General features: G+C 43.7%; 20 protein-coding genes. 14 read left to right on the plus strand and 6 right to left on the minus strand.

Going from position 1 to position 22,942, the window contains the following annotated elements; genetic code table 11:
* Positions 1-113: 113 nt before the first annotated feature.
* Positions 114-1,697: a long-chain-fatty-acid--CoA ligase gene (locus LG330_RS03565; RefSeq protein ID WP_404407460.1), complete on the plus strand. Its 1,584-nt coding sequence runs from the start codon at positions 114-116 to the stop codon at positions 1,695-1,697.
* Between the two features lie 603 nt (positions 1,698-2,300).
* On the opposite strand, the gene LG330_RS03570 is transcribed toward LG330_RS03565, so the two are convergent.
* Positions 2,301-2,840 (minus strand): YceI family protein, encoded by a 540-nt coding sequence (locus tag LG330_RS03570; protein ID WP_404407462.1) that lies wholly within the window; start codon positions 2,838-2,840, stop codon positions 2,301-2,303.
* A 233-nt stretch (positions 2,841-3,073) separates the two neighbouring features.
* Here LG330_RS03570 and LG330_RS03575 point away from each other — a divergent pair, with 233 nt between their 5' ends.
* A complete protein-coding gene (locus LG330_RS03575) occupies positions 3,074-4,180 on the plus strand; it encodes an FxLYD domain-containing protein (RefSeq protein ID WP_404407464.1) in 1,107 nt (368 codons plus the stop codon).
* A 9-nt stretch (positions 4,181-4,189) separates the two neighbouring features.
* Positions 4,190-5,335 (plus strand): S1C family serine protease, encoded by a 1,146-nt coding sequence (locus LG330_RS03580; RefSeq protein ID WP_404407466.1) that lies wholly within the window; start codon positions 4,190-4,192, stop codon positions 5,333-5,335.
* 237 nt (positions 5,336-5,572) lie between these two features.
* Here LG330_RS03580 and LG330_RS03585 read toward each other — a convergent pair whose 3' ends face one another.
* A complete protein-coding gene (locus LG330_RS03585) occupies positions 5,573-5,887 on the minus strand; it encodes a winged helix-turn-helix transcriptional regulator (protein ID WP_404407467.1) in 315 nt (104 codons plus the stop codon).
* A 66-nt stretch (positions 5,888-5,953) separates the two neighbouring features.
* Positions 5,954-6,868, minus strand: coding sequence for a ketopantoate reductase family protein (locus tag LG330_RS03590; RefSeq protein WP_404407469.1), 915 nt, complete (start codon positions 6,866-6,868; stop codon positions 5,954-5,956).
* A gap of 168 nt (positions 6,869-7,036) precedes the next feature.
* Here LG330_RS03590 and LG330_RS03595 point away from each other — a divergent pair, with 168 nt between their 5' ends.
* The 7 genes from LG330_RS03595 to LG330_RS03625 all read left to right on the plus strand — a co-directional run bounded on the left by LG330_RS03595 (position 7,037) and on the right by LG330_RS03625 (position 16,044).
* Positions 7,037-8,539 (plus strand): methyl-accepting chemotaxis protein, encoded by a 1,503-nt coding sequence (locus tag LG330_RS03595; RefSeq protein WP_404407471.1) that lies wholly within the window; start codon positions 7,037-7,039, stop codon positions 8,537-8,539.
* A 78-nt stretch (positions 8,540-8,617) separates the two neighbouring features.
* A complete protein-coding gene (locus LG330_RS03600) occupies positions 8,618-9,556 on the plus strand; it encodes a DUF1002 domain-containing protein (RefSeq protein ID WP_404407473.1) in 939 nt (312 codons plus the stop codon).
* Between the two features lie 445 nt (positions 9,557-10,001).
* Positions 10,002-11,021, plus strand: coding sequence for an ABC transporter ATP-binding protein (locus tag LG330_RS03605; protein ID WP_404407474.1), 1,020 nt, complete (start codon positions 10,002-10,004; stop codon positions 11,019-11,021).
* The gene (locus LG330_RS03610) at positions 10,993-12,021 is read left to right on the plus strand and encodes an ABC transporter ATP-binding protein (protein ID WP_404407476.1); all 1,029 of its coding nucleotides are present in this window, start codon (positions 10,993-10,995) and stop codon (positions 12,019-12,021) included. The genes LG330_RS03605 and LG330_RS03610 overlap by 29 nt, the downstream gene beginning before the upstream one ends.
* Positions 12,014-13,654: an ABC transporter substrate-binding protein gene (locus tag LG330_RS03615; protein ID WP_404407477.1), complete on the plus strand. Its 1,641-nt coding sequence runs from the start codon at positions 12,014-12,016 to the stop codon at positions 13,652-13,654. Before LG330_RS03610 ends, LG330_RS03615 begins: the two co-directional genes overlap by 8 nt.
* A gap of 457 nt (positions 13,655-14,111) precedes the next feature.
* Positions 14,112-15,116, plus strand: coding sequence for an ABC transporter permease (locus tag LG330_RS03620; RefSeq protein WP_404407479.1), 1,005 nt, complete (start codon positions 14,112-14,114; stop codon positions 15,114-15,116).
* Between the two features lie 31 nt (positions 15,117-15,147).
* The gene (locus LG330_RS03625; RefSeq protein WP_322422202.1) at positions 15,148-16,044 is read left to right on the plus strand and encodes an ABC transporter permease; all 897 of its coding nucleotides are present in this window, start codon (positions 15,148-15,150) and stop codon (positions 16,042-16,044) included.
* Positions 16,045-16,081: 37 nt separating this feature from the next.
* On the opposite strand, the gene mscL is transcribed toward LG330_RS03625, so the two are convergent.
* From mscL to LG330_RS03640, 3 genes are all read right to left on the minus strand, one after another.
* Positions 16,082-16,462 (minus strand): large-conductance mechanosensitive channel protein MscL, encoded by a 381-nt coding sequence (gene mscL / locus LG330_RS03630; RefSeq protein WP_404409488.1) that lies wholly within the window; start codon positions 16,460-16,462, stop codon positions 16,082-16,084.
* Between the two features lie 90 nt (positions 16,463-16,552).
* Positions 16,553-17,347, minus strand: coding sequence for an alpha/beta fold hydrolase (locus LG330_RS03635; RefSeq protein WP_404407481.1), 795 nt, complete (start codon positions 17,345-17,347; stop codon positions 16,553-16,555).
* A gap of 67 nt (positions 17,348-17,414) precedes the next feature.
* Positions 17,415-17,759 carry a CHY zinc finger protein gene (locus tag LG330_RS03640; protein WP_404407483.1) on the minus strand — a complete coding sequence of 115 codons (345 nt, stop codon included), beginning with the start codon at positions 17,757-17,759 and terminating at the stop codon, positions 17,415-17,417.
* 374 nt (positions 17,760-18,133) lie between these two features.
* Here LG330_RS03640 and LG330_RS03645 point away from each other — a divergent pair, with 374 nt between their 5' ends.
* From LG330_RS03645 to LG330_RS03660, 4 genes are all read left to right on the plus strand, one after another.
* Positions 18,134-19,894, plus strand: coding sequence for a LytS/YhcK type 5TM receptor domain-containing protein (locus tag LG330_RS03645; protein ID WP_404407485.1), 1,761 nt, complete (start codon positions 18,134-18,136; stop codon positions 19,892-19,894).
* 2 nt (positions 19,895-19,896) lie between these two features.
* Complete coding sequence (locus LG330_RS03650; protein WP_404407487.1) at positions 19,897-20,616, plus strand: LytR/AlgR family response regulator transcription factor; 720 nt, start codon at positions 19,897-19,899, stop codon at positions 20,614-20,616.
* A gap of 138 nt (positions 20,617-20,754) precedes the next feature.
* Complete coding sequence (locus LG330_RS03655) at positions 20,755-22,212, plus strand: carbon starvation protein A (RefSeq protein WP_404407489.1); 1,458 nt, start codon at positions 20,755-20,757, stop codon at positions 22,210-22,212.
* Positions 22,213-22,375: 163 nt separating this feature from the next.
* Positions 22,376-22,930: a methyltransferase family protein gene (locus LG330_RS03660; protein WP_404407491.1), complete on the plus strand. Its 555-nt coding sequence runs from the start codon at positions 22,376-22,378 to the stop codon at positions 22,928-22,930.
* Positions 22,931-22,942: the final 12 nt, after the last annotated feature.

Here is a 22,942-nt window from a genome sequence, read left to right on the forward strand (position 1 = left end):
TCCGATATATATTTAATGGATAAAATACCTGAAAGTTCTGTCAATAATTGATTTACATTTTGAAAACGTATACAATACACCCATATTTAAGTTCAAACAAAGGGGATGTAAGCATGCATGTGCCATTAATTTTGACAGATTTTCTGGATAGGGCAGTCACGCTTTACGGTGATAAAACTGCAGTGATTGATGGGGATCGCGAACTGACTTACAAAGAAGTTGAAAAAAGAGTCAACCGTCTGTCACGCGGATTGAGAAGTCTGGATATTAAAAAAGGGGATAAAGTAGCTTACTTAACACCAAATTCGCTTGAAATGTATGAAGGTTTTTACGGCATTTATCAGACGGGTGCCATTATGACATCACTCAATACCCGTCTGAGACCTGACGATTATCTATTTATTTTAAATCACAGTGAAAGTAAAGTGCTATTTGCAGATGCAGAATTGTACAGATTAGTAGAGCCGATCAGAGATCAGCTTGAAAGCGTTCATACCATTGTGGTTCAGGGAGGATCTGCTGAAGGGTGCATTGATTATGAAGAATGGCTGATGACATTTACAGAAGAGTCATTTGACAGAGAGCCACTTGAAGAAACAGATATTGCATCCCTTTTATATACGAGCGGTACAACCGGTGATCCGAAAGGCGTTCTACTGTCTCACCGCTCAAACTATCTGCACGCAATGTCTACCATGCACCATCTGCGTGTGAGCGACCGTGATACGTTGCTGCATGTGCTGCCGATGTTTCACGTGAACGGTTGGGGCTCTCCATTTTATTATACGGCAAACGGGGCCACACAGGTCATGCAGCGAAAGGTTGATCCAAAGCAAATGCTTGAGCGCGTTGAAAAGCATAAAGTGACGATTATGCATATGGCGCCGACTGTGCTCAACATGGTGCTGCAGGAATCACAGCATACAAAATCAACATTTGATCATCCGCTTAGAATCGTGATCGCCGGTTCTGCACCACCGCCAGCATTTATCAGAAAGGTGGAAGAGGAGCTCGGCTGGGAATTCATCCATGTGTATGGGATGACAGAGATCTCCCCGCTTGTCACAACCTCACAGCCACGGGTTAATACACCGGCTGAAGATGAAAGTGCTTATGCAAGGTTAAAAGCCAAAACCGGTTATGAGCTGGTCGGTACAAAGGTCCGGGTGTTTGATGAAAATGGAGAAGAAGTGCCTCATGACGGGACAACCATTGGTGAAATAGCCGTCCGTTCCAACAATGTAATGGAGGGCTACTATAAAAACCCTGTAGCCACATCCGCTACAATCCGGGACGGGTGGCTGTACACTGGTGATATGGCAGTGATCGATGACCAGGGTTACATGGAAATCGTCGATCGCAAAAAAGACGTGATCATCAGCGGCGGAGAAAATATTTCTTCTATTGAAGTCGAAGCTGCACTATATGAACATCCAGACATTATGGAAGCCGCAGTCATTGCCGTACCGCATGAAAAATGGGGTGAAGTGCCACACGCAGTCGTCGTGAAACGGCCAGGCGCTGAGCTCACTGAAGAAGATATTGTAGCCTTTGCTAACGAAAAGCTTGCACGCTTTAAAATTCCAAAGAGCTTCAGCTTTGCAGAAGAGCTGCCAAAGACCGCCTCGGGTAAAATTCAGAAGGTTGTGCTGAGGAAGGAATTCTGGAAGGATAAAGAAGGGAAGATGATTAACTAGTATGGAGGACCGCTGGAGCCTGGGCTTTGGCGGTTTTTTCCTTTACGAGGGGCTCTAGTATAGGCAATTTATCAGCCAGCGTTCGGTGTTCAAATATGTGCCGAGGTGAATCGATTATGCTGAGTGGTGAGCCAATTATCAGGAGTGGTGATACAATTATGGGCAGATAAAAAAGCGCTGTATCAATTATCTGCAGTGCTGAACCAATTATGAACAGTGATGATTCAAATATCTGTCCCGATGAATCAATTAATGATTGTGATCAAGCCAGTTGCTGACGCGCTTACTGTGTCCATAAATCATTTCAATACAAAAACCCGCTGAGCTAGGCCTCAGCGGGTTTGTTTTATTTACATGATGTCCAGCTCCAGCAGGCAGATCCTCGAGTCATAAGCCACAAAGTGATAAAGGGAAAGTTCGCCCTTTTTCACTTTGCGTCTTATGCTTGTCGGACCTAACCGCCTGCTTCCGCTTTTCTATATTGTCCAGCTTCAGGCGCTAACTCCTCGGGACATAAGCCACGCATCGGTAAACGGGAAAGTTCACCCGTTTTCCGATCCGCGTCTTATGCCTGTCGGAGCTGACCAAGCGCCTTCCGCTTTTCTATGCTTCCTGTGCCTGAATCTGTAAATTAATCTTAATATCTTCCCCTACAAGAACGCCGCCAGTTTCAAGTGTCTGGTTCCAAGTAAGGCCGTAGTTTTTACGGTTGATTTTGCCGTCTGCAGTGAAGCCGACTTTCTGATTGCCCCATGGATCCTGACCTGAACCTTCGTATTCCACTTTGAATGTTTCCTGACGAGTCACATCTTTAATTGTTACGTCACCAGTCATTTCGTACTCATCTTCACCAGTCTTTTTAATGTTAGTAGAACGGAAAGTGATTTCAGGGTATGTTTCAACCTCGAAGAAATCAGCTGAGCGCAGGTGGTTGTCACGGTCCTGGCTGCGTGTGTCAATGCTGTTTACTTTGATTGTAAAGCTTACGTCTGCGCCAGTCAGATCCTGTGGATCAGCTGAAACTTCTGCGCTGAATTCATGGAAAGTTCCTTTAACCTTTGAAATCATCATGTGCTTAACTGAGAAATCTACACTTGAGTGTGCTGTATCTACTGCCCATTTTTTTGCTGTTGTGTTTGTCATAATAAAATTCCTCCTAATTTTAGAGTTACTTTTTGTAACTCGGTTGTTATTTGTGATTATTTTATCTCGAATTCGAGATAATGTCAACAACTTATTTTGATTTTTTTTCGTCATTAAATTCGTTGGAACACTTCTTTTTTTAAAAAATTGCAGATTTTTAGCAAATTGTCTCATTTAGAGTGAAATAAAGGAAGAAAGGGTAGTACAATAGATAAGGAAAGGGGAATGCATCGATGAAAAAAGATCAGTCAGAAAACAAAACATCGTCCAGATCTCCTTCTAAAGACTTCAGTGAAAGAAAAAGGGTGTTAACACCTTTCCGATTCTTTTTAATTGTTGCGATGATCAGTATCGTATCCCTGGGAAGTGTTTTTGGATATGAAATCTGGACTAATCAGAAAGTGACAGAATGGAAATCTGCAGGAGAGAATGCTGCTTTTTATAAAAACTGGGGTGAGGCGGAGCAGTATCTTGCGAGAGCTGCGAATGCCAGACCCGAATATGATTCTTTACGTGATAGTCTGAGAGCGGTCAGACAGGCTGAGTCTTTTGAAAAGCAGGTAACAAAGCTTGAAGATCAGCTCGAAAATGGGAACTATGCAAATATACAGGATGAAATTGAAAACCTGACCTTGAAAATGAAGGAAAATCAGAACGAGCTGTTGTTTGCTGAACAACAGCGCATGATTGATATAAAAGAAAAAGCTTTACTACTTTCAATAAGAGACGACTTGAATGAAGAGCTGTCAATCCAATCGCTTGCTGGTAAGCTGCTTGAAGTAAGTGAAATTGATGAGGAAGGTGCCTCAGAGCTTGAGAATCAAATTGTTGATCAGATTGCATCACTGTCAATCAGAGATGCTTCTGAAGAACTTTCGCTTTATCATTTCTCTGAAGCGCTGGATATTGTCGAGATTGGACTTGGCTATGCACCTGACCACGAGCAGTTACAATCATTTGAAGAAGAAATTAAAGCCCAGCGAAATGCTTATCAGGAAGAAGAATATACGCGTCTTGCTGAAGCGATGAAGGAAGCAGAGAGACAGGATCATTTTAACCGGACAGAGGCAGTTTCTGTAGAAGACTGGGAAGTGTCTGCAGAAGACGAGTTGATCAAGCTGACCGGTGCAGTGAAAAATAATGGCTCACGGCCAATCAGCTGGATTGAAATTTCCTGGAGTGTATTCGATGAAGGTGGAAATGTTGTTGCTGAAAGCCTAACGGTTGTGGATCCTGAATACCTTGTACCTGAGGGCACGGGCAATTTTACAGATGAAATTGAAGTAAGTGAAACATATGAAAAAGTGGAAATCGAATCAATTACATGGTATTTAGAATAGAGGTGAAGTATGAATAAAAAATGGACCGCGAGTCTCGTTGCGTCAATTTTAATGATTGGATTGACGCTTTGGGGCGGAGTGGCGCTTAAACAATACGTATCAGGCTCTATTAAGCAGGAGCCTTCTTATTTAATAACAGGAGGGCTGGATGCAGATAAGGAAGATTTCCTCAGTCAGCTTTCGATGACAAGGGAGGAAGCGCTTTTTGAAGCCCAGCAAAAGGTTATACAGATTGAGACACCGATTGGCTCGATCGGTTCAGGTTTTATTTATAATAATGAAGGGGCGATCGTAACCAATGCCCACGTTGTTGCCAACGCCTCGGAAGTCACTGTGATCACGGCGGATTCTGCACGATATACAGGTTATGTTAAAGGAATCAGTGAAACAACAGATGTTGCTTTAATTCAAGTGGATGAGCTTTCAGGGAGAGAGCCGATGCAGCTTGAGACTGAAAAAGAGGCACAACTGCTCGACCAGGTGCTTGCGCTCGGGAGTCCGCTTGGATTTCAAAACACAGTGACTTCAGGTGTAGTTGACGGAACGAACCGTTCGTTTGTCATCGAGCCTTTTAAATATGAAAATATTGATCAGTTTACTGCGGCGATTTCTCCAGGCAACAGTGGGGGACCTTTACTGAATGCAGACTCGATGAAAGTAATCGGGCTGAATTCAGCAGAAGAACCTGACCAGAACCTTGGCTACAGCATTCCAATCGCAGATGTAGTAGACCTGATAGATAGCTGGATTGCTGAACCGATGGAGGAGCTTCCAACCTTCGATCAATATGCTGATCAGCCCGCAGATGCAATTACGCCTACAATGGAAGAACAGGCCGCGTATATAGCCCAGTATTATCTCTCAAGCATTGAGTTTGGTGATTACGTGACCGCTTATTCTTTATTAAGCGTCTCAGTACAGGAAGAATTCACGTTTGCAGTATTTAAGGATCAGTTCCAAAACCTTTTATCCATTTCCCTTAAATCCTCTGATGCATTTGTTGTATCAGGTGACGTAGAAGTAAGGGCATCAGTTGAAAAAGAAGAACTGATTAACAATACACCTGAAAAAACCTTATTCAACTACCGCTTCCTGATCACAGAAGAAAATGGACAATACAAAATCAAGAGACTGGAATCGTCTGAGGAAGAGTAAACAGGCATCTTGACAATTTTGGAGTATTAAAGTGATGATCCTTAATTTATTTACACAAATCGAGTGCAGCGAAGCGTAGGGCGGCGACTCCACCGGGATGTGACGGACAGCTGAGACCCCGCAAGGCGAAGCCTGAGGAGGCTCAGCGCCGTCCCCGGGGAAAGCGTCCGCCCGAAGCGCAGCGAAACGATTGTAAAACACAAAAATGCCGGAACAACTAAATGTTCCGGCATTTTACTATTTAGCCATCCATTGGTCTGCCCAATGTTGTATCTCATCTAAAATAGGAGTAAGCGATTCACCCTTATCAGACAATTTATATTCAATCCGCACTGGCGTTTCCGGGTATACTTCACGTACAACGAGACCGTGCTCTTCCAGTTCCTTCAGACGTTCAGTTAAAATTTTATTGCTGATATGAGGGATCGGCTCTGCAATTTCCGAAAAGCGTTTCGGTCCATCAGCAAGTACACGAATAATCACACCGTTCCAGCGCTTGCCCAGAATTTGAAAAGCTTGTTCGAACTTCGGACATAGTGACATCGCAGCCATTACATTCCCTCCTTCTCACTGTATAGTCAATCTATTATACAGCAGGATTGCGCAATTCGCCACCGATCAGGATTGTAAAGACTCATAGATCTTCACATGTGCAAATGCGGCTTCAAGAATCGGGGTATCAATCCTGTTTTCTTTTCCTTTTTCAAGCAGCCATCCCTGCAGGTGAGAGGTTTCTGTCTGCAGTCCTTTTTCCATATCACGGAGCATAGAAGATTTCATTTCTTCTTTCATTTCCTGCATTTTCGTCATCTGCAACTCAGGAAGCCCGTCAGCAATTGGAGCGTCGATGGATTTCATCACAGCTGAGATTTCATTCAATAATCTCTCGAGAGTCAGTTTTGCTGCCGGAATTTGGACTGTCGGCCCAACAGGTGACCTCATCAAAGTGGTGATGCCGGACATGGCAGTAATAAATGAGTACTTATGCCACATATCCTGCATGATCTTCTCACTGAGCGTAAAGCCTGCATTCCCCCCTTCAAAGGACTCCTTCAGCTTTACGATCCGTTCGGATTGACTGCCGTCTCTTTCACCGTATATAAGGTCATGAATCGGACTTGATTGAATGATATGTCCTTCTTCATTCAGCGTGGTTTCGATAAAGCACAGCCCGCCAATGACCCGGTCACCGAAGACTTCAATTAATGGATCCATATGGGCAATCCCGTTTAACAGGGGCAGAATCATGGTGGTCTGGTCAACAAAAGGCTGAATATCTTTTATCACTTCTTCTAGATGATAGGCTTTCGTTGTAATGATAATCACATCATAAGTCTGCCCGCGATCTTCTTTAGTAATGAGTGCCGGTTTACCCGTGTAATTTCCATGGGGGCTTTCGATGATCAGCCCGATTTTTTCGAGCTGCTGTTTCCTTTTTTCCCGGACAAGAAAGGTAACTTCCTGACCTTTTTCCATCAGCCTGCCACCAAAATAGCCGCCGATACCGCCGGCTCCTGCAATCAGAATGTTCATGAACTGTACCTCCTCTAATATTCTTTTTCTATCATACGCTATCTTAAAGTTAAATTCGAAAAAAAGTATTCTTATTATACTGAAAATTGTTAAAAATTTCTTTTCATTTAGGATGAACCTCACTATAATGATGGTGTTGGCTTATATACATATGGGGGGGATTACGAAATGATCGGGAAAGGGAATCGTTTTGAAAAGGAGAATAAGCTTTCAGGTCTGTTAAGCAGAATTTTTTTAGTATCCGCTGTGTTAATGCTGGTTAACATGATTGCGCAGGTGATCATGTATGGGGTGCCGGAACTGACACTGATGAATGTTTTGTATAATACTCAATTTTTACTGCTTGTCATACCTGCTGTGTATTACAAAATGTCAGGTGAAGCAAAGTATTTTAAGGAATTGTCTGTTCTGGCAACGCTGCTTTTAGCGTTTATCTTTTATGCAAACGCGTGGGTGAATGTGCCGTATTTCTGGTTTGTTCCGCTCGGTATTGCAGCTGTCTATGCAGATGCGAAACTGATGAAGCAGTCATTGATTGCGACGGCTTTTTTACTTGCAGCAGCTCAGTTTGTTCATCTATACTTTGCTGAACCAATGATCGTGGAAACTTCTTTAGAGTACGCGATCCTGACAGGTGCTTATCATATTGTTCAATATGTACCGATTGCGATTATTTTATTGTACGCAGTAAAAAGAGCCAGTCTGAAAAATGATCAGAGCGTTGAACTGCAGGATCAGCTGAAGGCTGTATTAGTCAGTGTGGAAACGACAGCAGACCGGTTGGATCAGATGGTTAATCAGCTGACTACTCAGCTTGAAGACTCGTCACAATCAGTCACTTCAGTCAGCAGACAGCTTACCATGATGGAAGAAGCATCATCAAAATATAAACAATCCTCTGCAGCGGCTGAAGAAAACGTATCAGGCATCGTCACGCAGGTGTCAGATGTTTCTATCAGGTCTGAAGAGATGAATAAATTAACTGATGAAGTCATTCTTGCTGCAGAAGAAAATAAAGAGAACTTAAAGTCTACAATCAGCCAGATGGAGCAGGTGCAGCAGCAATCAGGTTATTCGGCAGAGACTGTTCAGGTGCTTGATGAAAAAACAAAGCAAATAGATGCTGCGCTGGATCAGATCACGGGTATTGCAGAGCAGACGAATTTACTTGCCCTGAATGCCTCAATTGAAGCTGCAAGAGCAGGCGAGCATGGAAAAGGGTTTGCAATCGTTGCAGATGAAGTCAGGAAGCTTGCTGAACAGTCCGCTTCAGTTTCTGTAAATATCAGAAAGGTTGTAAATGAAATATCATCCGCGAAAGAAGAAGTTGCCGCATCACTCATGGAAACCAGAAGTAAAATGGACGGCAGTATGGATGCGATCAATCAGACATCAGATGTATTTGAAATATTGATTAAAAAGCAGGAACAGTTAAAAGAACAATTCAGACTCATTCTTGAAGCGGCTAGACTTTCATCAGAGGGCGGCGCAGCAGTACAACAAACGATGAGGATGATGCAGCAGCATGCAGCTGACAATGATCATGGGATTGAGGATATTGTCAGTGCAGTCCATGAGCTTGAGTCAACATTTGATGAAATTGCCCAATTTGCACATGCTGTTAAAGACCAGGCAGGGTATCTGACTGAAGACCTGAAAAAAACATCTTGAAACCTTTTGGAGATTTTAACGTCTATTAGATGCAGAGGAAATTTCTTCTGAACTGAAAACAAAAGGAGAATGAACATCATGAAACAATTAATAACAGCTATACTCGCGATCATATTAATCATTCCGGCCTTTGGTACAGCGAGTGCCTCAGATCATAATACAGACGAAGGAATAGATGAAAGATTCGGTCTGCCGATCCTTGTACTCGGTGGAAATCTGGATGACAATCAAAAGCAGGAAGTAAGAGATATGCTTGGCGTGACTGATCCTGAATCAGTAGAAGAAGTTGTGGTAACAGGAGAAGACCTTGTCAGATACATTGAGGGTGAAGACAGTCGTGCGCGCATGTTTTCTTCAGCTAAGATTACACGTGAAGATGAAGGGCATGGACTGATCATTGAAAGAGTCAATCCTGAAAACATTACGCAGGTAACAGACACAATGTATGCAAACGCACTGCTGACAGCAGGAATTGAAAATGCGACAGTTGAAATTGCGTCTCCCGTAAAGGTTAGCGGTCATTCTGCACTTACAGGGATTTATAAAGCATATGAAGTTAGCGGTGAAGAGCTTGACACAGCTCGTCTTGAAGTGGCAAACGATGAATTGAATCTCGCAACTGACCTTGCAGAAGAAGAAGGCATTGATCAGGAAAAAGTCAGTGAACTATTGACTGAAATCAAACAGGCGATTGCAGAGCAAAACCCTGCTACGCGTGAAGATGTAGAGCAGATTATTAACGAACAACTGTCTAATCTCGAGATCAATCTGAGTGAAGAAGATCGTCAGCGTCTGACAGATCTGTTTGAACAGATGCGCAACCTGAACATAAACTTTGATAACGTATCTGAGCAGCTGAATGACCTTTCAACAGCCATTCAGGACCGCTTAAGCGATGTAGTAAATGACGAAGGCTTCTGGCAGGGTGTCAGAGACTTCTTCCAGGGATTAATTGATGCAATCTCAGGCTTATTCGGAGGATCTGAAGAAGAACCAATTAATGAATCACAGCAATAATGAGAAGGGCTCCAGGGATTTCCGGGAGCCTTTTTTTGTGCATAAATATCAAATTTGAACAGAATGTACAAAACGACATGTCAAGCAGCAAAATTAAATCTTTTTCCTGTATAGTCATGCGAAGGGAATAAATATACTTAATAGATTATAAATATAAAATTATTTGAATAAAATGTAGAGCTGAATGTGAAATGTTTCACGGGTGTAAATAGTGTGATGAAAGCTTATTGTAAATAGTGTAAAGACACCTGATGTAATTCCAATAAAACTGATAGGGATAACAAATAAATGCATCTAAATTACTGCAAATTTATTCAATTTGACTAAAAAATGACGATTGTCTATTGAAATCTTTCTGTAACATCGTATAATAAGTCTTATCAAAATTCAGAAAACTAAGTATATTAGAAAAATAAAAGAACGTGTCATTTTGAGGGGGATCATAATGAAGACTCAGGAGAAGGTACTGGATGTGAAAGGTCTCCGCGTATCGTTTTTTACAGACGAGGGAGAAGTACCTGCAGTAGACGATATTGATTTTTATGTCCGCGAGGGTGAGGTTCTTGGCATTGTAGGAGAATCGGGATGCGGAAAAAGCGTGACTTCCCTGTCAGTCATGGGGCTCATTCCAACTCCACCGGGGAAAATCATCGGCGGTGAGATAAAGTTAAACGGCGAAGAGTTGACCACAGCTTCTGAAAAAAGAATGAGGCAGATCAGGGGAAACGATGTGGCAATGATCTTTCAGGAGCCAATGACATCTTTGAATCCACTTTTCACAATCGGCAGCCAGCTGATGGATGCAATGCTTATACATAAAATGGGGAACAAAAAACAGGCAAAACAAAGATCGATAGAAATGCTGAAGCTTGTCGGACTGCCGCGGGCTGAGGAGCTGATGAATGATTACCCTCACCAGCTTTCAGGGGGGATGCGTCAGCGTGTCATGATTGCGATGGCAATGGTATGTAATCCAAGGCTTCTGATTGCAGATGAACCAACAACGGCGCTTGACGTGACGATCCAGGCTCAGATTCTAAAACTAATGAAGGATCTGAATGAAAAAATGAATACTGCGATTATGATGATTACACATGACCTTGGAGTAGTAGCTGAGACATGTGAACGGATTGTCGTTATGTATGCAGGAAAGGTTGTGGAAACCGGACCGGTCGTTGAGATCTTTAAAGACCCACAGCACCCTTATACGAGAGGGCTGATTCAGTCAGTCCCTGATATGCGTCACAAGAAGCAGCGATTATATTCAATTCCCGGGAACGTACCAAAGCCGGGATCGATTTTGCAGGGCTGCCGTTTTGCAGACCGCTGCGAATTTGCTTTTGACCGCTGCAGGCAGGAAGATCCTCCTTTATACAATACAGCAGAGGGACATTCGACAAGATGTTTCCTATTTGACGAGAAGGAGGAAACGGTTCATGACAACAGAAACACTGTTAAAAGTTGAAAACCTAAAAAAGCATTTCCCGATCCGGGGCGGTATTCTCGGCAAAGAAGTAGGATCTGTTAAAGCGGTGGAAGGCGTTTCATTTGAAGTGAAAAAAGGAGAAACGCTTGGCATTGTAGGAGAATCAGGCTGTGGTAAATCGACAACCGGTCGGATGCTGCTGAGACTGATCGAACCGACAGACGGCAAAGTCTACTTTGAAGGACAGGATGTAACAAAGCTCAGCGCTGGTGATATGAGAAAGCTGAGACGGGATATGCAGATGGTGTTTCAGGATCCTTTTGCATCACTGAACCCGAGGCACACTGTGGAAAAAATTCTTGAAGAGCCTTTAAAGGTTCACGGGATCGGCACGCCAAAAGAACGTAAGCAGAAGGTACGTGAGCTTTTAGAGATTGTCGGCTTAAGCAGCTACCATGCGAAGCGTTATCCACACCAGTTCAGTGGCGGTCAGCGTCAGAGAATTGGCATTGCGCGTGCACTCATGACACAGCCTAAATTAATTATCGCAGATGAACCTGTATCTGCACTGGATGTATCCATTCAGTCACAGGTACTGAACCTGATGCAGGATCTGCAAAAAGAATTCCAGCTGACGTATATTGTGATCGCTCATGATCTCGGTGTCGTTCGCCATATAAGTGACCGTGTAGGTGTGATGTATCTTGGCCGTATGGCTGAGTTGACAGACAGTGAAAAGCTGTATGACAAACCGCTCCACCCATATACACAGGCGCTGTTATCAGCGGTTCCGATTCCGGATCCGTTGTATCAGAAAGATGCAGTCGTGCTTGAAGGGGATATTCCGAGTCCATCGAACCCGCCTTCAGGCTGCGCATTCCACACAAGATGTCCTTTTAAAATGGATGTCTGCTCGCAAAAAGTTCCTGAACTGAGGGAACATGAACCTGGACATTACGTTGCCTGTCATTTATATACAGAAGAAGGCAGTGCAGCGGGTCAAAATAAACAACTACTTGAGGAGGGAAATCATGAATAAGAAAGCCTGGTTATTGTTTTTTGTACTATTACTTACAGTTTCAACAGCATTGTTTGGATGCTCGAGCGATGATGGTTCATCGGATGACGGCGGTTCAGGTAATGACGGCGGCGATGCAGCTGAAGAATCAAATGGGGACGCTCAGGATACGTTAGTATTCGGACGTGGGGGAGACTCTGTAGCCCTTGATCCGATCACGGTGACAGATGGAGAGTCATTCAAAGTAACAAAGAATATTTTTGAACAGCTTGTTGAGTTTGGAGAGCAGGACACTGAAATTAATCCTGGTCTTGCTGAAGAGTGGGAAGTTTCAGAAGATGGATTAACGTATACATTTATGCTGCGTGAAGGCGTAACGTTCCATGATGGAGAAGCTTTCAATGCAGATGCAGTTGTAGCGAACTTTGATCGCTGGGCAAGTGGAACAGAAGATAAGTTCTACTACTACAAGTCTATGTTTGGCGGATTTGGTGATGAAGAAGGTCACGTGATCGAATCAGTTACTGCAGTAGACGAGTCTACTGTTGAAATTAAGCTGAAGCGTCCACAGGCACCATTCCTTAAGAATCTTGCAATGAGCCCGTTTGGACTTGTATCACCGAAAGCAATTTCTGACATGAGTGAAGATGAGCTTGCTGAAAATCCTGTAGGTACAGGCCCATTCAAGTTTGTTGAGTGGAGAAGAAACGAGCGTATCGTGCTTGAAAAGAACGAAGACTATTGGAATTCTGAATATCCGAAAGTAAATCAGGTAATCTTCCGTTCGATTCCTGAAAACTCTGCACGTCTTAACGCACTTATGAGCGGTGAGATTGATCTTGCAGACGGAATCAACCCAAGTGATGCTGCACAAATCGAAGGAGATGAAAATCTTCAGCTGTTTGAGCGTCCTTCTATGAACATTGGGTACCTTGGGCTTACAGCTACACGTGAGCCATTTGATGATCCAAAAGTACGTCAGGCGATGAACCACGCGATTGACCGTCAGGCAATTGTTGATGCATTCTTCGAAGGACGCGCTGAAGTAGCGAAAAACCCAATGCCACCAGTAATTGCTGGTTACAATGACGACATTGAAGGCTATGAGTATGATCCTGAAAAAGCGAAAGAACTTCTTGAAGAAGCGGGTCTTGGCGATGGGTTTGATATGGAGCTTTGGGCAATGCCTGTTCCACGTCCTTACATGCCAGATGGTCAGAAGGTAGCTGAAGCAATTCAGAGCAACCTCGCTGAAGTTGGAATCAATGCTGAAATCGTTACTTACGAGTGGGCGACTTATCTTGAAAAAGCACGTCTTGGAGAAGCAGACGCATTCCTTCTTGGATGGACTGGGGATAACGGTGACGCTGATAATTTCCTTTATGTTCTTCTTGATCAGGACAACATCGGAAGCAACAACTACACTTACTATGAAAACCAGGAAGTACACGATCTGTTAATCGAAGCACAGTCTGAAGTTGACGAAGATACACGTAATCAGCTTTACATGGAAGCGCAGGAGCTGATTCATGAAGATGCACCATGGGTACCACTTGCACACTCTACGCCTCTAATGGCTGGAAGTGCAAACCTTCAGGGCTTCATGGCTCACCCAACAGGTTCTGACTGGTTACACACAGTTTCATTCGAATAATCCTGTAATACCTTTTGAAGGGGAAGGTGAACATTCGCCATTCCCTTTTCTTATGTAAGGTATTCTGGAAATTGGCGGTTGATTAAAGCTTCAGGCGGACGCTTTTCGTGGCCGGGCGGTGAGCCAGCAGACTTCGCCATAAGCCTCACTTGTCCCTTCCTGCCACAGGAGTCGCCGCCTTACGCTTCAATCAACCACTGTGCAGAAACATTAATTGACTTTATTAAAGTAATTCAAATCAACAAAGTAATCGCACAAACCAGCTGCCCCTTGGAGTATAGGACGTAGACTCCTGCACCAGGGAAGGGCAGGCGAGACCCCGGAAATGCGTAGCATTGAGGAGGCTCGGCGCCCGGGTGCGGAAAGCGAAGTCCTGTACGGAAAGGGGCAGCGGTCTTTTTTAAAATTTGTTTTACATACTAAAAACATCACGTTGAACTTTGAGGGGTGAGTGAATATGCTCCAGTATATTATCAGAAGACTGCTGCAGCTAATTCCAGTATTACTTGGAATGACATTTATCGTCTTCCTGATTATCCGCGCAATCCCCGGAGATCCTGCACTTGTCATCCTTGGACAGCAAGCGACTGAAGAGGCCGTCGCGGCACTCAGAGAATCTCTGGGACTGGATAATCCATGGTACGTTCAGTACTTTCAATACCTTGGAAATTTAATGACGGGTGATCTTGGGGAATCCATTCGTACAAGAACACCTGTAAATGAAGAAATCTGGCCTTATCTGGCTACTACTTTTGAACTTTCATTTTTTGCAATTTTAATTGCTGTCATCATTGGAGTGAACGCAGGAATTATTTCTGCCTGGTTCCAGAACTCATGGTTTGACTATACAGCAATGGTACTGGCGCTTGTTGGTGTATCCATGCCGATCTTCTGGCTTGGTCTGATGATGCAGTATCAATTTTCGCTGCAATGGGACTGGTTCCCGACCACCGGACGTGAAGATGTTCGTAATCCGGTCAATGCGATCACAAACCTTTACTTACTCGATACATTAATTCAGGGACGCTTTGATCAATTTGTTGACGTGTTACGTCATTTAATTATGCCGGGGCTTGCGCTGGCTACGATTCCAATGGCAATCATTGCCCGTATGACACGATCAAGCATGCTTGAAGTAATGAAATCTGATTACATTCGTACTGCACGTGCGAAGGGTGAGAAAATGTTCTGGGTTGTGTATAAACACTCTTTAAAAAATGCAGTGATTCCTGTCCTGACAGTAATCGGTCTGCAGACGGGGCTGTTACTTGGAGGAGCGATTCTGACTGAAACGATTTTCGGATTACCGGGAGTTGGACGGTATATTTACGAAGGGATTTCTTCCCGTGATTATCCTGTCATTCAGTCCGGTATTTTAATCGTTGCCTTTATCTTCGTCATGATCAACCTGATAGTAGATATTCTCTACTCAATCATTGATCCGCGGATTCGCTATAACTAAAGGATGCTAGACAGGAGAGGAGTGACCGGATATGGGTGAACCGGCTCGAAAGTTGGAACCGGCAAATAAGCCGCCTCAGGAGGAGACAGTATCTCCGTGGAAAGAGGCATGGAGAAAGTTCAGGAAAAATAAAATTGCACTGGTGGGTACCAGTATTGTCTTTTTCTTTATTTTAGTAGCGCTTTTTGCACCACTGATTGCACCGCAGGGAATCAATGAACAGGACCTGCCAAACAGACTGCAGCCACCGTCAGCAGATTTCTGGTTTGGAACAGATGACTTTGGACGTGATATCTTTTCACGTGTTGTGTATGGAGCAAGGCTTTCTCTGACAGTAGGATTTCTTGCAGTAGTAGGCTCAGCAATTGTCGGCAGTATGCTTGGCATCATTGCAGGTTATTACGGTAAATGGGTGGATACAATCATCTCACGTTTATTTGATATTATGCTTGCGTTCCCAAGTATTCTATTAGCGATTGCGGTCGTATCAATCCTTGGACCTTCACTGCGTAACGCGTTAATTGCGATTGCCATTATTAATATTCCAAACTTCGGGCGCCTGATCAGATCGCGCGTACTAAGTGTAAAAGAAGAGGAATATATTATGGCAGCAAAAGCGATTGGTATGAGTGACCGGCGGATTCTGTTTTCACATGTTCTGCCTAACTCAATGACTCCGATTATCGTTCAGGGCTCGCTCGCTGTTGCGACAGCGATTCTTGAAGCTGCAGCACTTGGCTTCCTTGGACTTGGTGCACAGATTCCGGAGCCTGAGTGGGGCGCCATGCTTGCAGCGTCAAGAGCACTGCTCGTACAGGCACCATGGACGCTGTTCTTCCCTGGACTTGCAATAATGCTTGCTGTACTCGGATTTAACTTAATGGGTGACGGATTGCGTGACGCACTTGATCCGAAAATGAAGACATAAAAAATTCCGCCGGAACCCCGGCGGAATTTTTTGCCTTTTATATTCTTTCTTTTTTCAGCAGGTCTCTAATTTCAGCCAGCAGTTCTGTCTGAGGATCAATGACCGGTGTATTCTCTTCTTCAGCTTCTTCCTTACGTTTAAATCGGTTGATCAGCTTTACAAACAGGAAGATCGCAAAAGCGACGATGATAAAATCAATGACTGCCTGAATAAAGATACCGTATGTAACCTCAGCGTTTCCAACTGTAACAGCGAGCGCTGAAAAGTTGACGCCACCCAGAATAATTCCAACAATCGGCATAATAATATTTTCTACAAGAGCAGTAACAATTTTTCCGAAAGCGGCACCGAGGACAACTGCAATGGCAAGTTCAAGGACATTTCCACGCATTGCAAACTCTCTGAATTCCTTCATCATATTACGCATTTCTCTGTTCACCTTCCTTTTTTGCTTATTATAACCCAATAGCCGGTAGAGTCATAGAAAAAGAAAAAACCGGCTGAACGATCAGCCGGTTACAGAAAAAGTTTCTTCCTGTTGTTTAATATACTCGATTGTGCGTTCATTGAATTCCTGAGGCTGATCAATATTACAGACGTGACCAGACTTGCGGATTGTTACATAGTTCAGTGAAGGATCTCTTTTTACAAGTGCTTCTACAGGAGCTCTGAAAAGATAATCTTCCTGACCCATCACAAAGAAAGTAGGAACGCCTTTATGGTCAAGCTGCAATTTCGCCAGATAAGGGTTGATCATTCTGGTTAATGAAAACCACTTAATAAACTCTTTCTGACACATCTTTTTTGCTGAGTTGACAAAAGCAAGACGTGATTCTTCATGGTCTCTGTTTGGCATAATGATCCATGCGAACAGCTTATAAAGAAGCATGTAAGGAACAAAACGCTTAGCCGTGCGACCGACCCAAAGCAAAAACTTTGTGCGGATATCAAGCTGGATAATCGCACCGCATAACGTCTGGGAGCGCACATACTGCGTGTATTCACTCGTAATCGTCTGAACCACGATTGTCCCGAGTGAGATCCCGATAAAATGCGAATGCTTGATTTTTTCTGCATCCAGTACATCAATCACTTCTTTTGCAATATCTTTAAATGTATCACCTTTTCTCCAGCGTCCCCGCTCAGACTGACCGTGTCCCCGGAGATCGATAACAAGTACATTAAAATGTTTTCTATATTCTTTAACCTGTTTGAACCAGATGCTTGAACTGCCTCCCGCGCCGTGAATGAATGTCACCCAGGGGAGGGACTGCTGTGAAAAATATGTTCGATAATGTAGCAAAGGGGCAACTCCTCTACAGACTTTTTCTTCTATAATATAAACACATTATGACTCTCATAATCAACCATTAAGAGGTTTCAAAGTATAGGTGTTTGTGCAGACTGCACCCCGGATTGAAGGCTGAACTGCAGGATGGACAGCTTGAATCTGATGAAAGATAGTCATGAATCGTCAGTTCAGTTCCACACTTTCCGCACAGAATTGCTTTTTCATCAAAACATTCAGCCGGCCATACCTGTCTATTTCCACAGCCGCTTTCCTCATGACAGCTGACACAGGGGAAGTACTGGCCGCAGCAGTAAAATTTGATCGCTATAATATCTCTTTCACTATGATAATGCGCACATCTCGTCTCGGAATCAGTAAGTGCACCGTACACTTGATGACCGTGAATAAATTGTGTCGGATTCATAAATTCACCTCGATAACTTTAGCTTACCATATGGAGCATTCTATTTTTATAGGCTTTGTGGAAGTTGGCTGGTGATTTCCGCTCCAGGGGACGCTTTCCGCGGCCGGGCGGTGAGCCCGCAGGCTTCGCCATGCTCGGTCTCACACGTCCCTTCCTGCCGCAGGAGTCGCCCCTTACGCTCCAATCACCAGCTGTAGAAGAAAAATAATTGACTTTTACAAATTGTCTTATAAAAGAGATATCTATATTTTTTGAGAGTTAAATCGTAGCAGATTATTAAGAATACGTTGTTGAAGTCACTAGTTAATATTAAAAAAGCCAAGCACTCAAAAAGGTGATATGATAGCGTTAACAAAAATTCAGAAGGTGATCTTATGCTTGTACTCGCAATGCTTGAAAGACTCGGTATTATCGTAACGGTTGCTTTCCTGCTGACGAGACTGCCGTTTTTCAGAAGGCTGTTTGACGCGCAGCTGCAAATTAACTTCAGGCAGCGGCTGCTGTTAGTCGTTGTGTTCGGCTGCTTTGGTATTATTGGAACGTATACAGGCATTGTTGTAAACCCTATTGATGATTCGATGTACAGGTGGACAACTGTATTAAATGAAGATGAGGCACTCGCAAACTCAAGAGTGCTTGGTGTCGTCGTAGCAGGTCTGCTTGGTGGCTGGAGAATCGGAGTGGGTGCAGGCATGATTGCAGGTGTTCACCGCTTTTTCCTCGGTGGTTTTACAGGTTTTGCATGTGGACTCGCAACCATTGTTGCAGGGGTGATTGCCGGCATTATTTCTAAAAAACAGAAGAAAAACCGGATTGTCACGCCGCAGGTTGCATTTATCGTAGGAGCATCAGCAGAAGCAGTTCAGATGTTAATCATTCTTGGGATTGCGCGTCCGTTTGATCTGGCGCTTGCACTTGTGCAGGACATTGGACTGCCAATGATTATTGCCAATGGAATCGGAACAGCACTATTTGTACTCATTATACGCAGTGTCATTCAGGAAGAAGAGCGGATGGGAGCTGTCCAGTCTCAAAAGGCACTCAGAATCGCAAATCTCACACTGACACATATGAGAAAAGGGTTAACGCCTGTGTCAGCTGGTGAAGTATGCGCGATTCTTTACAAAGAGATTCCTTCTTTAGCCGTAGCGATTACGGACCGGAATAAGATCCTTTCTCATATTGGCAATGGGCTTGACCACCATGGCACAGGGGAAGAGATCCGGACGGAAGCAACGAAATATGTGATTGAATCAGGTCAGGGGGTCACTGTCGGAAAAGAATCCATTCAGTGTGAAAATCCGGACTGTATGCTGCAGGCCGCTGTCATTGCACCGCTGAAAAGAAAGGATCAGACAATCGGAACGCTGAAGGTCTATTTTTCTTCAGAGCGAATGATCTCGCCGATTATGCTTGAACTGATCAGGGGATTATCGACATTGCTAAGCCACCAGCTTGAAATTGCAGACGGGGAAAAGCACAAAGAGCTTGCCAGGGAATCAGAAATAAAAATGCTGCAGGCACAGGTCAGCCCACATTTCTTATTTAATGCGCTTAATACAATCGTTTCTTTGATCAGAACGAATCCTGACTATGCGAGAAAGCTGTTAATTTCCCTTTCAGCATTTTTCAGGCAGAATCTGGCGGGTACAACGCGTCAGGTTTCAACGCTGAGTGAAGAGGTTGAGCATGTGAAATCATATTTATCCATTGAGGAAGCAAGGTTTCATGACCGGCTGGATGTCTATTATGAAATTGAAGATGAAGCACTTTTGGCGGCAGTACCGCCGCTTACACTTCAGCCGCTCGTTGAAAATGCCGTTAAGCATGGATTAAAGGGGAAAAGTGAAGACGGTAAATTGATTGTCAGAGCAAATAAAAAAGAAAACCGGATTAAAATAGAGGTTGAAGATAACGGTGAAGGAATTGAATCAGCCAGAATTACTTCGCTTCTTGAAAGTCCGGTTACATCAGAAAAAGGAACAGGGATCGGTCTGTATAATCTGAATGAACGCCTGGTTAAAATGATAGATGAAAAATCCAGGCTGTCGATTCAATCAGGGAAAGGGAAAGGCACATTAATCAGCTTTTCGGTCCCGTGCCCGAATGCGAAGCGTCTGGAAGAGGTGATGTAACAATGGAGATACGTGCAGTGATTATTGATGATGAGCCGCTTAGCAGACAGGAACTGCTCCATCTTTTATCAGAGCACCCTGATATTCAGGTGATTGGGGAGGCGCAGTCTGCTGAAAAAGCAATGGAGATGATCCTGACAAAAGAACCGGACGTATTGTTTCTGGATATTGAAATGACCGGCATGAATGGCGTAGAGCTTGCAGAAACACTTCAGAATATGAAAAAACCGCCGGCGATTATATTTGCAACAGCCTATCAGGATTATGCCGTAAAAGCTTTCCGTGTTGAAGCGGTGGATTATTTACTAAAACCATTCGACGAAAAGCAGCTGGCGCAGGCGGTTAATCGACTGAAAATGAGGTTGAAACCGGCTGAAGTAAAACCACCGTCTACAGGCAGACTGGCTGTTCAGAGTGAGGACCGGATTATTTATCTGGAGCCCGATGAACTTCTGTACGTATATAGAGAAGGGCGTGATACGTTTCTAGTCAGTGAAAAAGGAATGTATCCGACTAAATTATCGCTTAAAGAACTAGAGCAGAAGCTGAAATATTACTCATTTTTCCGGGTGCATAAAGGCTACCTTGTGAATATCAAAAAAGTTGAAGAGCTCGTCTCATGGAGTACCAATGTATTTGAATTGAAAGTAAGAAATAGTCAAAAGCTGATTCCAGTCAGTAGAAATTATGTAAAAGAGTTACGGGAAACGCTTGAACTGTGAAGAATCTCTTCATACAGTTCAGGCGTTTATTTTTACTTTTCAGTCTGAAATAATGTCACGTTAACCGATTCTTATCCAAAAAATGAATGAAGGCGATAAAATGTAAGCGGATACAAAATAGATGAGGGGGAAACATAAATGGTTACATTTCTCGTCGCAATTGCCATATTAATTGTTGGGTATTTTACGTACGGAAAGTTTGTAGAGAAAGTATTCGGGGTGAAAGAAGAACGGATGACACCAGCTTATGCAAATGCTGATGGTGTGGATTACGTACCAATGGATACAAAAAGAAATTCAATGATTCAATTACTGAATATTGCAGGCGTTGGTCCGATCTTTGGACCGATCATGGGGGCGCTTTACGGACCTGTTGCATTTTTGTGGATTGTATTCGGCTGTATTTTCGCTGGAGCGGTTCATGATTATTTAACAGGGATGATCTCGATCAGAAACAAAGGGGCCCACCTGCCTGAACTTGCGGGTAAGTTTTTAGGAAAAGCTTTCAGACATGTGGTAAATGCATTTTCAATCCTTTTACTGGTGCTTGTCGGAACAGTATTTGTGACGGCACCGGCAGCATTAATTGCAGACATTTCACCAGCTTGGATTACAATGGGCGCAATTATCGTCTGCATCTTCCTGTATTATATTGTCGCAACACTGCTTCCGGTTGATAAAATCATCGGACGTCTATATCCGATTTTTGGGGCACTGCTTTTGATCAGTGCAATCGGAATTGGTGGTGCACTGGTCGTTCAGGGGCATCCTATTCCTGAAATGACTTTTGAGAACATGCATCCGGCCGGACTGGCAGTATTTCCACTGTTATTCTTAACAATTTCATGCGGGGCACTGTCAGGCTTCCATGCAACACAGTCACCAATCATTTCAAGAACAACACAAAAAGAGGGCCAGGGAAGAAAAATCTTCTACGGCATGATGATTTTAGAGGGTATTATCGCAATGATCTGGGCAGCTGCCGGTATGGCGCTGTTTAACGGAGCAGACCTGAATGAAATTCTGGCTGCGGGCGGACCTGCTGCAGTCGTTAGAGAAGTATCGATTACAACACTTGGTGCAATTGGCGGAACACTTGCTATTATCGGGGTTATCATCCTTCCGATCACATCAGGCGATACTGCCTTCAGAAGTGCGCGTATGATTATTGCGGATTATATTAAAGTGGGGCAGAAGAAGATGTCAAACCGTCTGTGGATCGCAGTAACACTATTTGTGATTTCAGTCGTACTGACACAGGTTGATTTCAATCTGCTGTGGAGATATTTCTCCTGGGCGAACCAGTCAACCGCAATGATTGCCTTATGGGTAGGTGCCATGTATCTGGCACTGCAACGTAAAAACTTCTGGATTGCAGCAGTTCCGGCAGCATTTATCACGATGGCAACATTCACTTACATTTTGAACGCAGAAATTGGCTTCCGACTGCCGATCGAATGGGCATATGCAGGCGCTGCACTCATTACAGCAGCATCAATTGCAGCCTTCTTTTATACAGTTAAAGCCCGTCTTGCTGCAAGCGATTCAGGGCTCCGTCCAATCGTTGTGGACGAAGACCTCGAGCAGTCAGCATAATAAGTAAAATATTAATATAGAAGTAAACCTTCTTTTATCAATAAGAAGGTTTTTTTCTGTTCAAAATAGGAAATAACAGCTATATAAGTGCCTATTATTCATTGTTTTAGTTCAGAAAATTCTATATATTCAATAGAAGCAATGAAAGCGGAAGGAGAATCCGATGTCTCTAGCTGAATGGATATTTATCATTGTCAGTATCATATGGATTGGGGAATTTATATTCTTCCGCAATCGTGGCCCCGGAGAAGGCGATCCGCTTGAACAGAAATCCTTTTACTACATTCTCTTAAGTCTCCTTGGCATGATCGGACTTGCGCTGATTCTCCAGGAACTGAGAGGGTCCGGGGGAGAAACTTTTGTTACCTGGACAGGTTTGATTCTATTTGCAGCAGGTGTAGGTTTCAGGTACTGGGGCATCCTTCATCTGAAATCCCAGTTTACACGTCATGTAACGGTCAGGGAAGGGGACCAGATTGTCAGTACAGGTCCCTACAGCAAGCTGCGGCATCCGCTTTATACCGGTCTTTTTTTTATTGGGACAGGCATGACGCTATTTTTTGCCAGCATTATCGCAACACTTGCAGGAGCAGTTCTTCTGACGGTAACACTGTTAATCCGGATCCGCTATGAAGAGAAATTGCTGATTTCAAAGTTCGGTCCGGAATACGAAGAATGGATGAAGCGCAGATACAGGCTGATTCCGTTTATATACTGAAAAAAGGGAGTG

This window comes from Jeotgalibacillus malaysiensis, assembly GCF_044789845.1.
In the GTDB taxonomy this organism is placed as follows: Bacteria; Bacillota; Bacilli; order Bacillales; family Jeotgalibacillaceae; genus Jeotgalibacillus; species Jeotgalibacillus malaysiensis_A.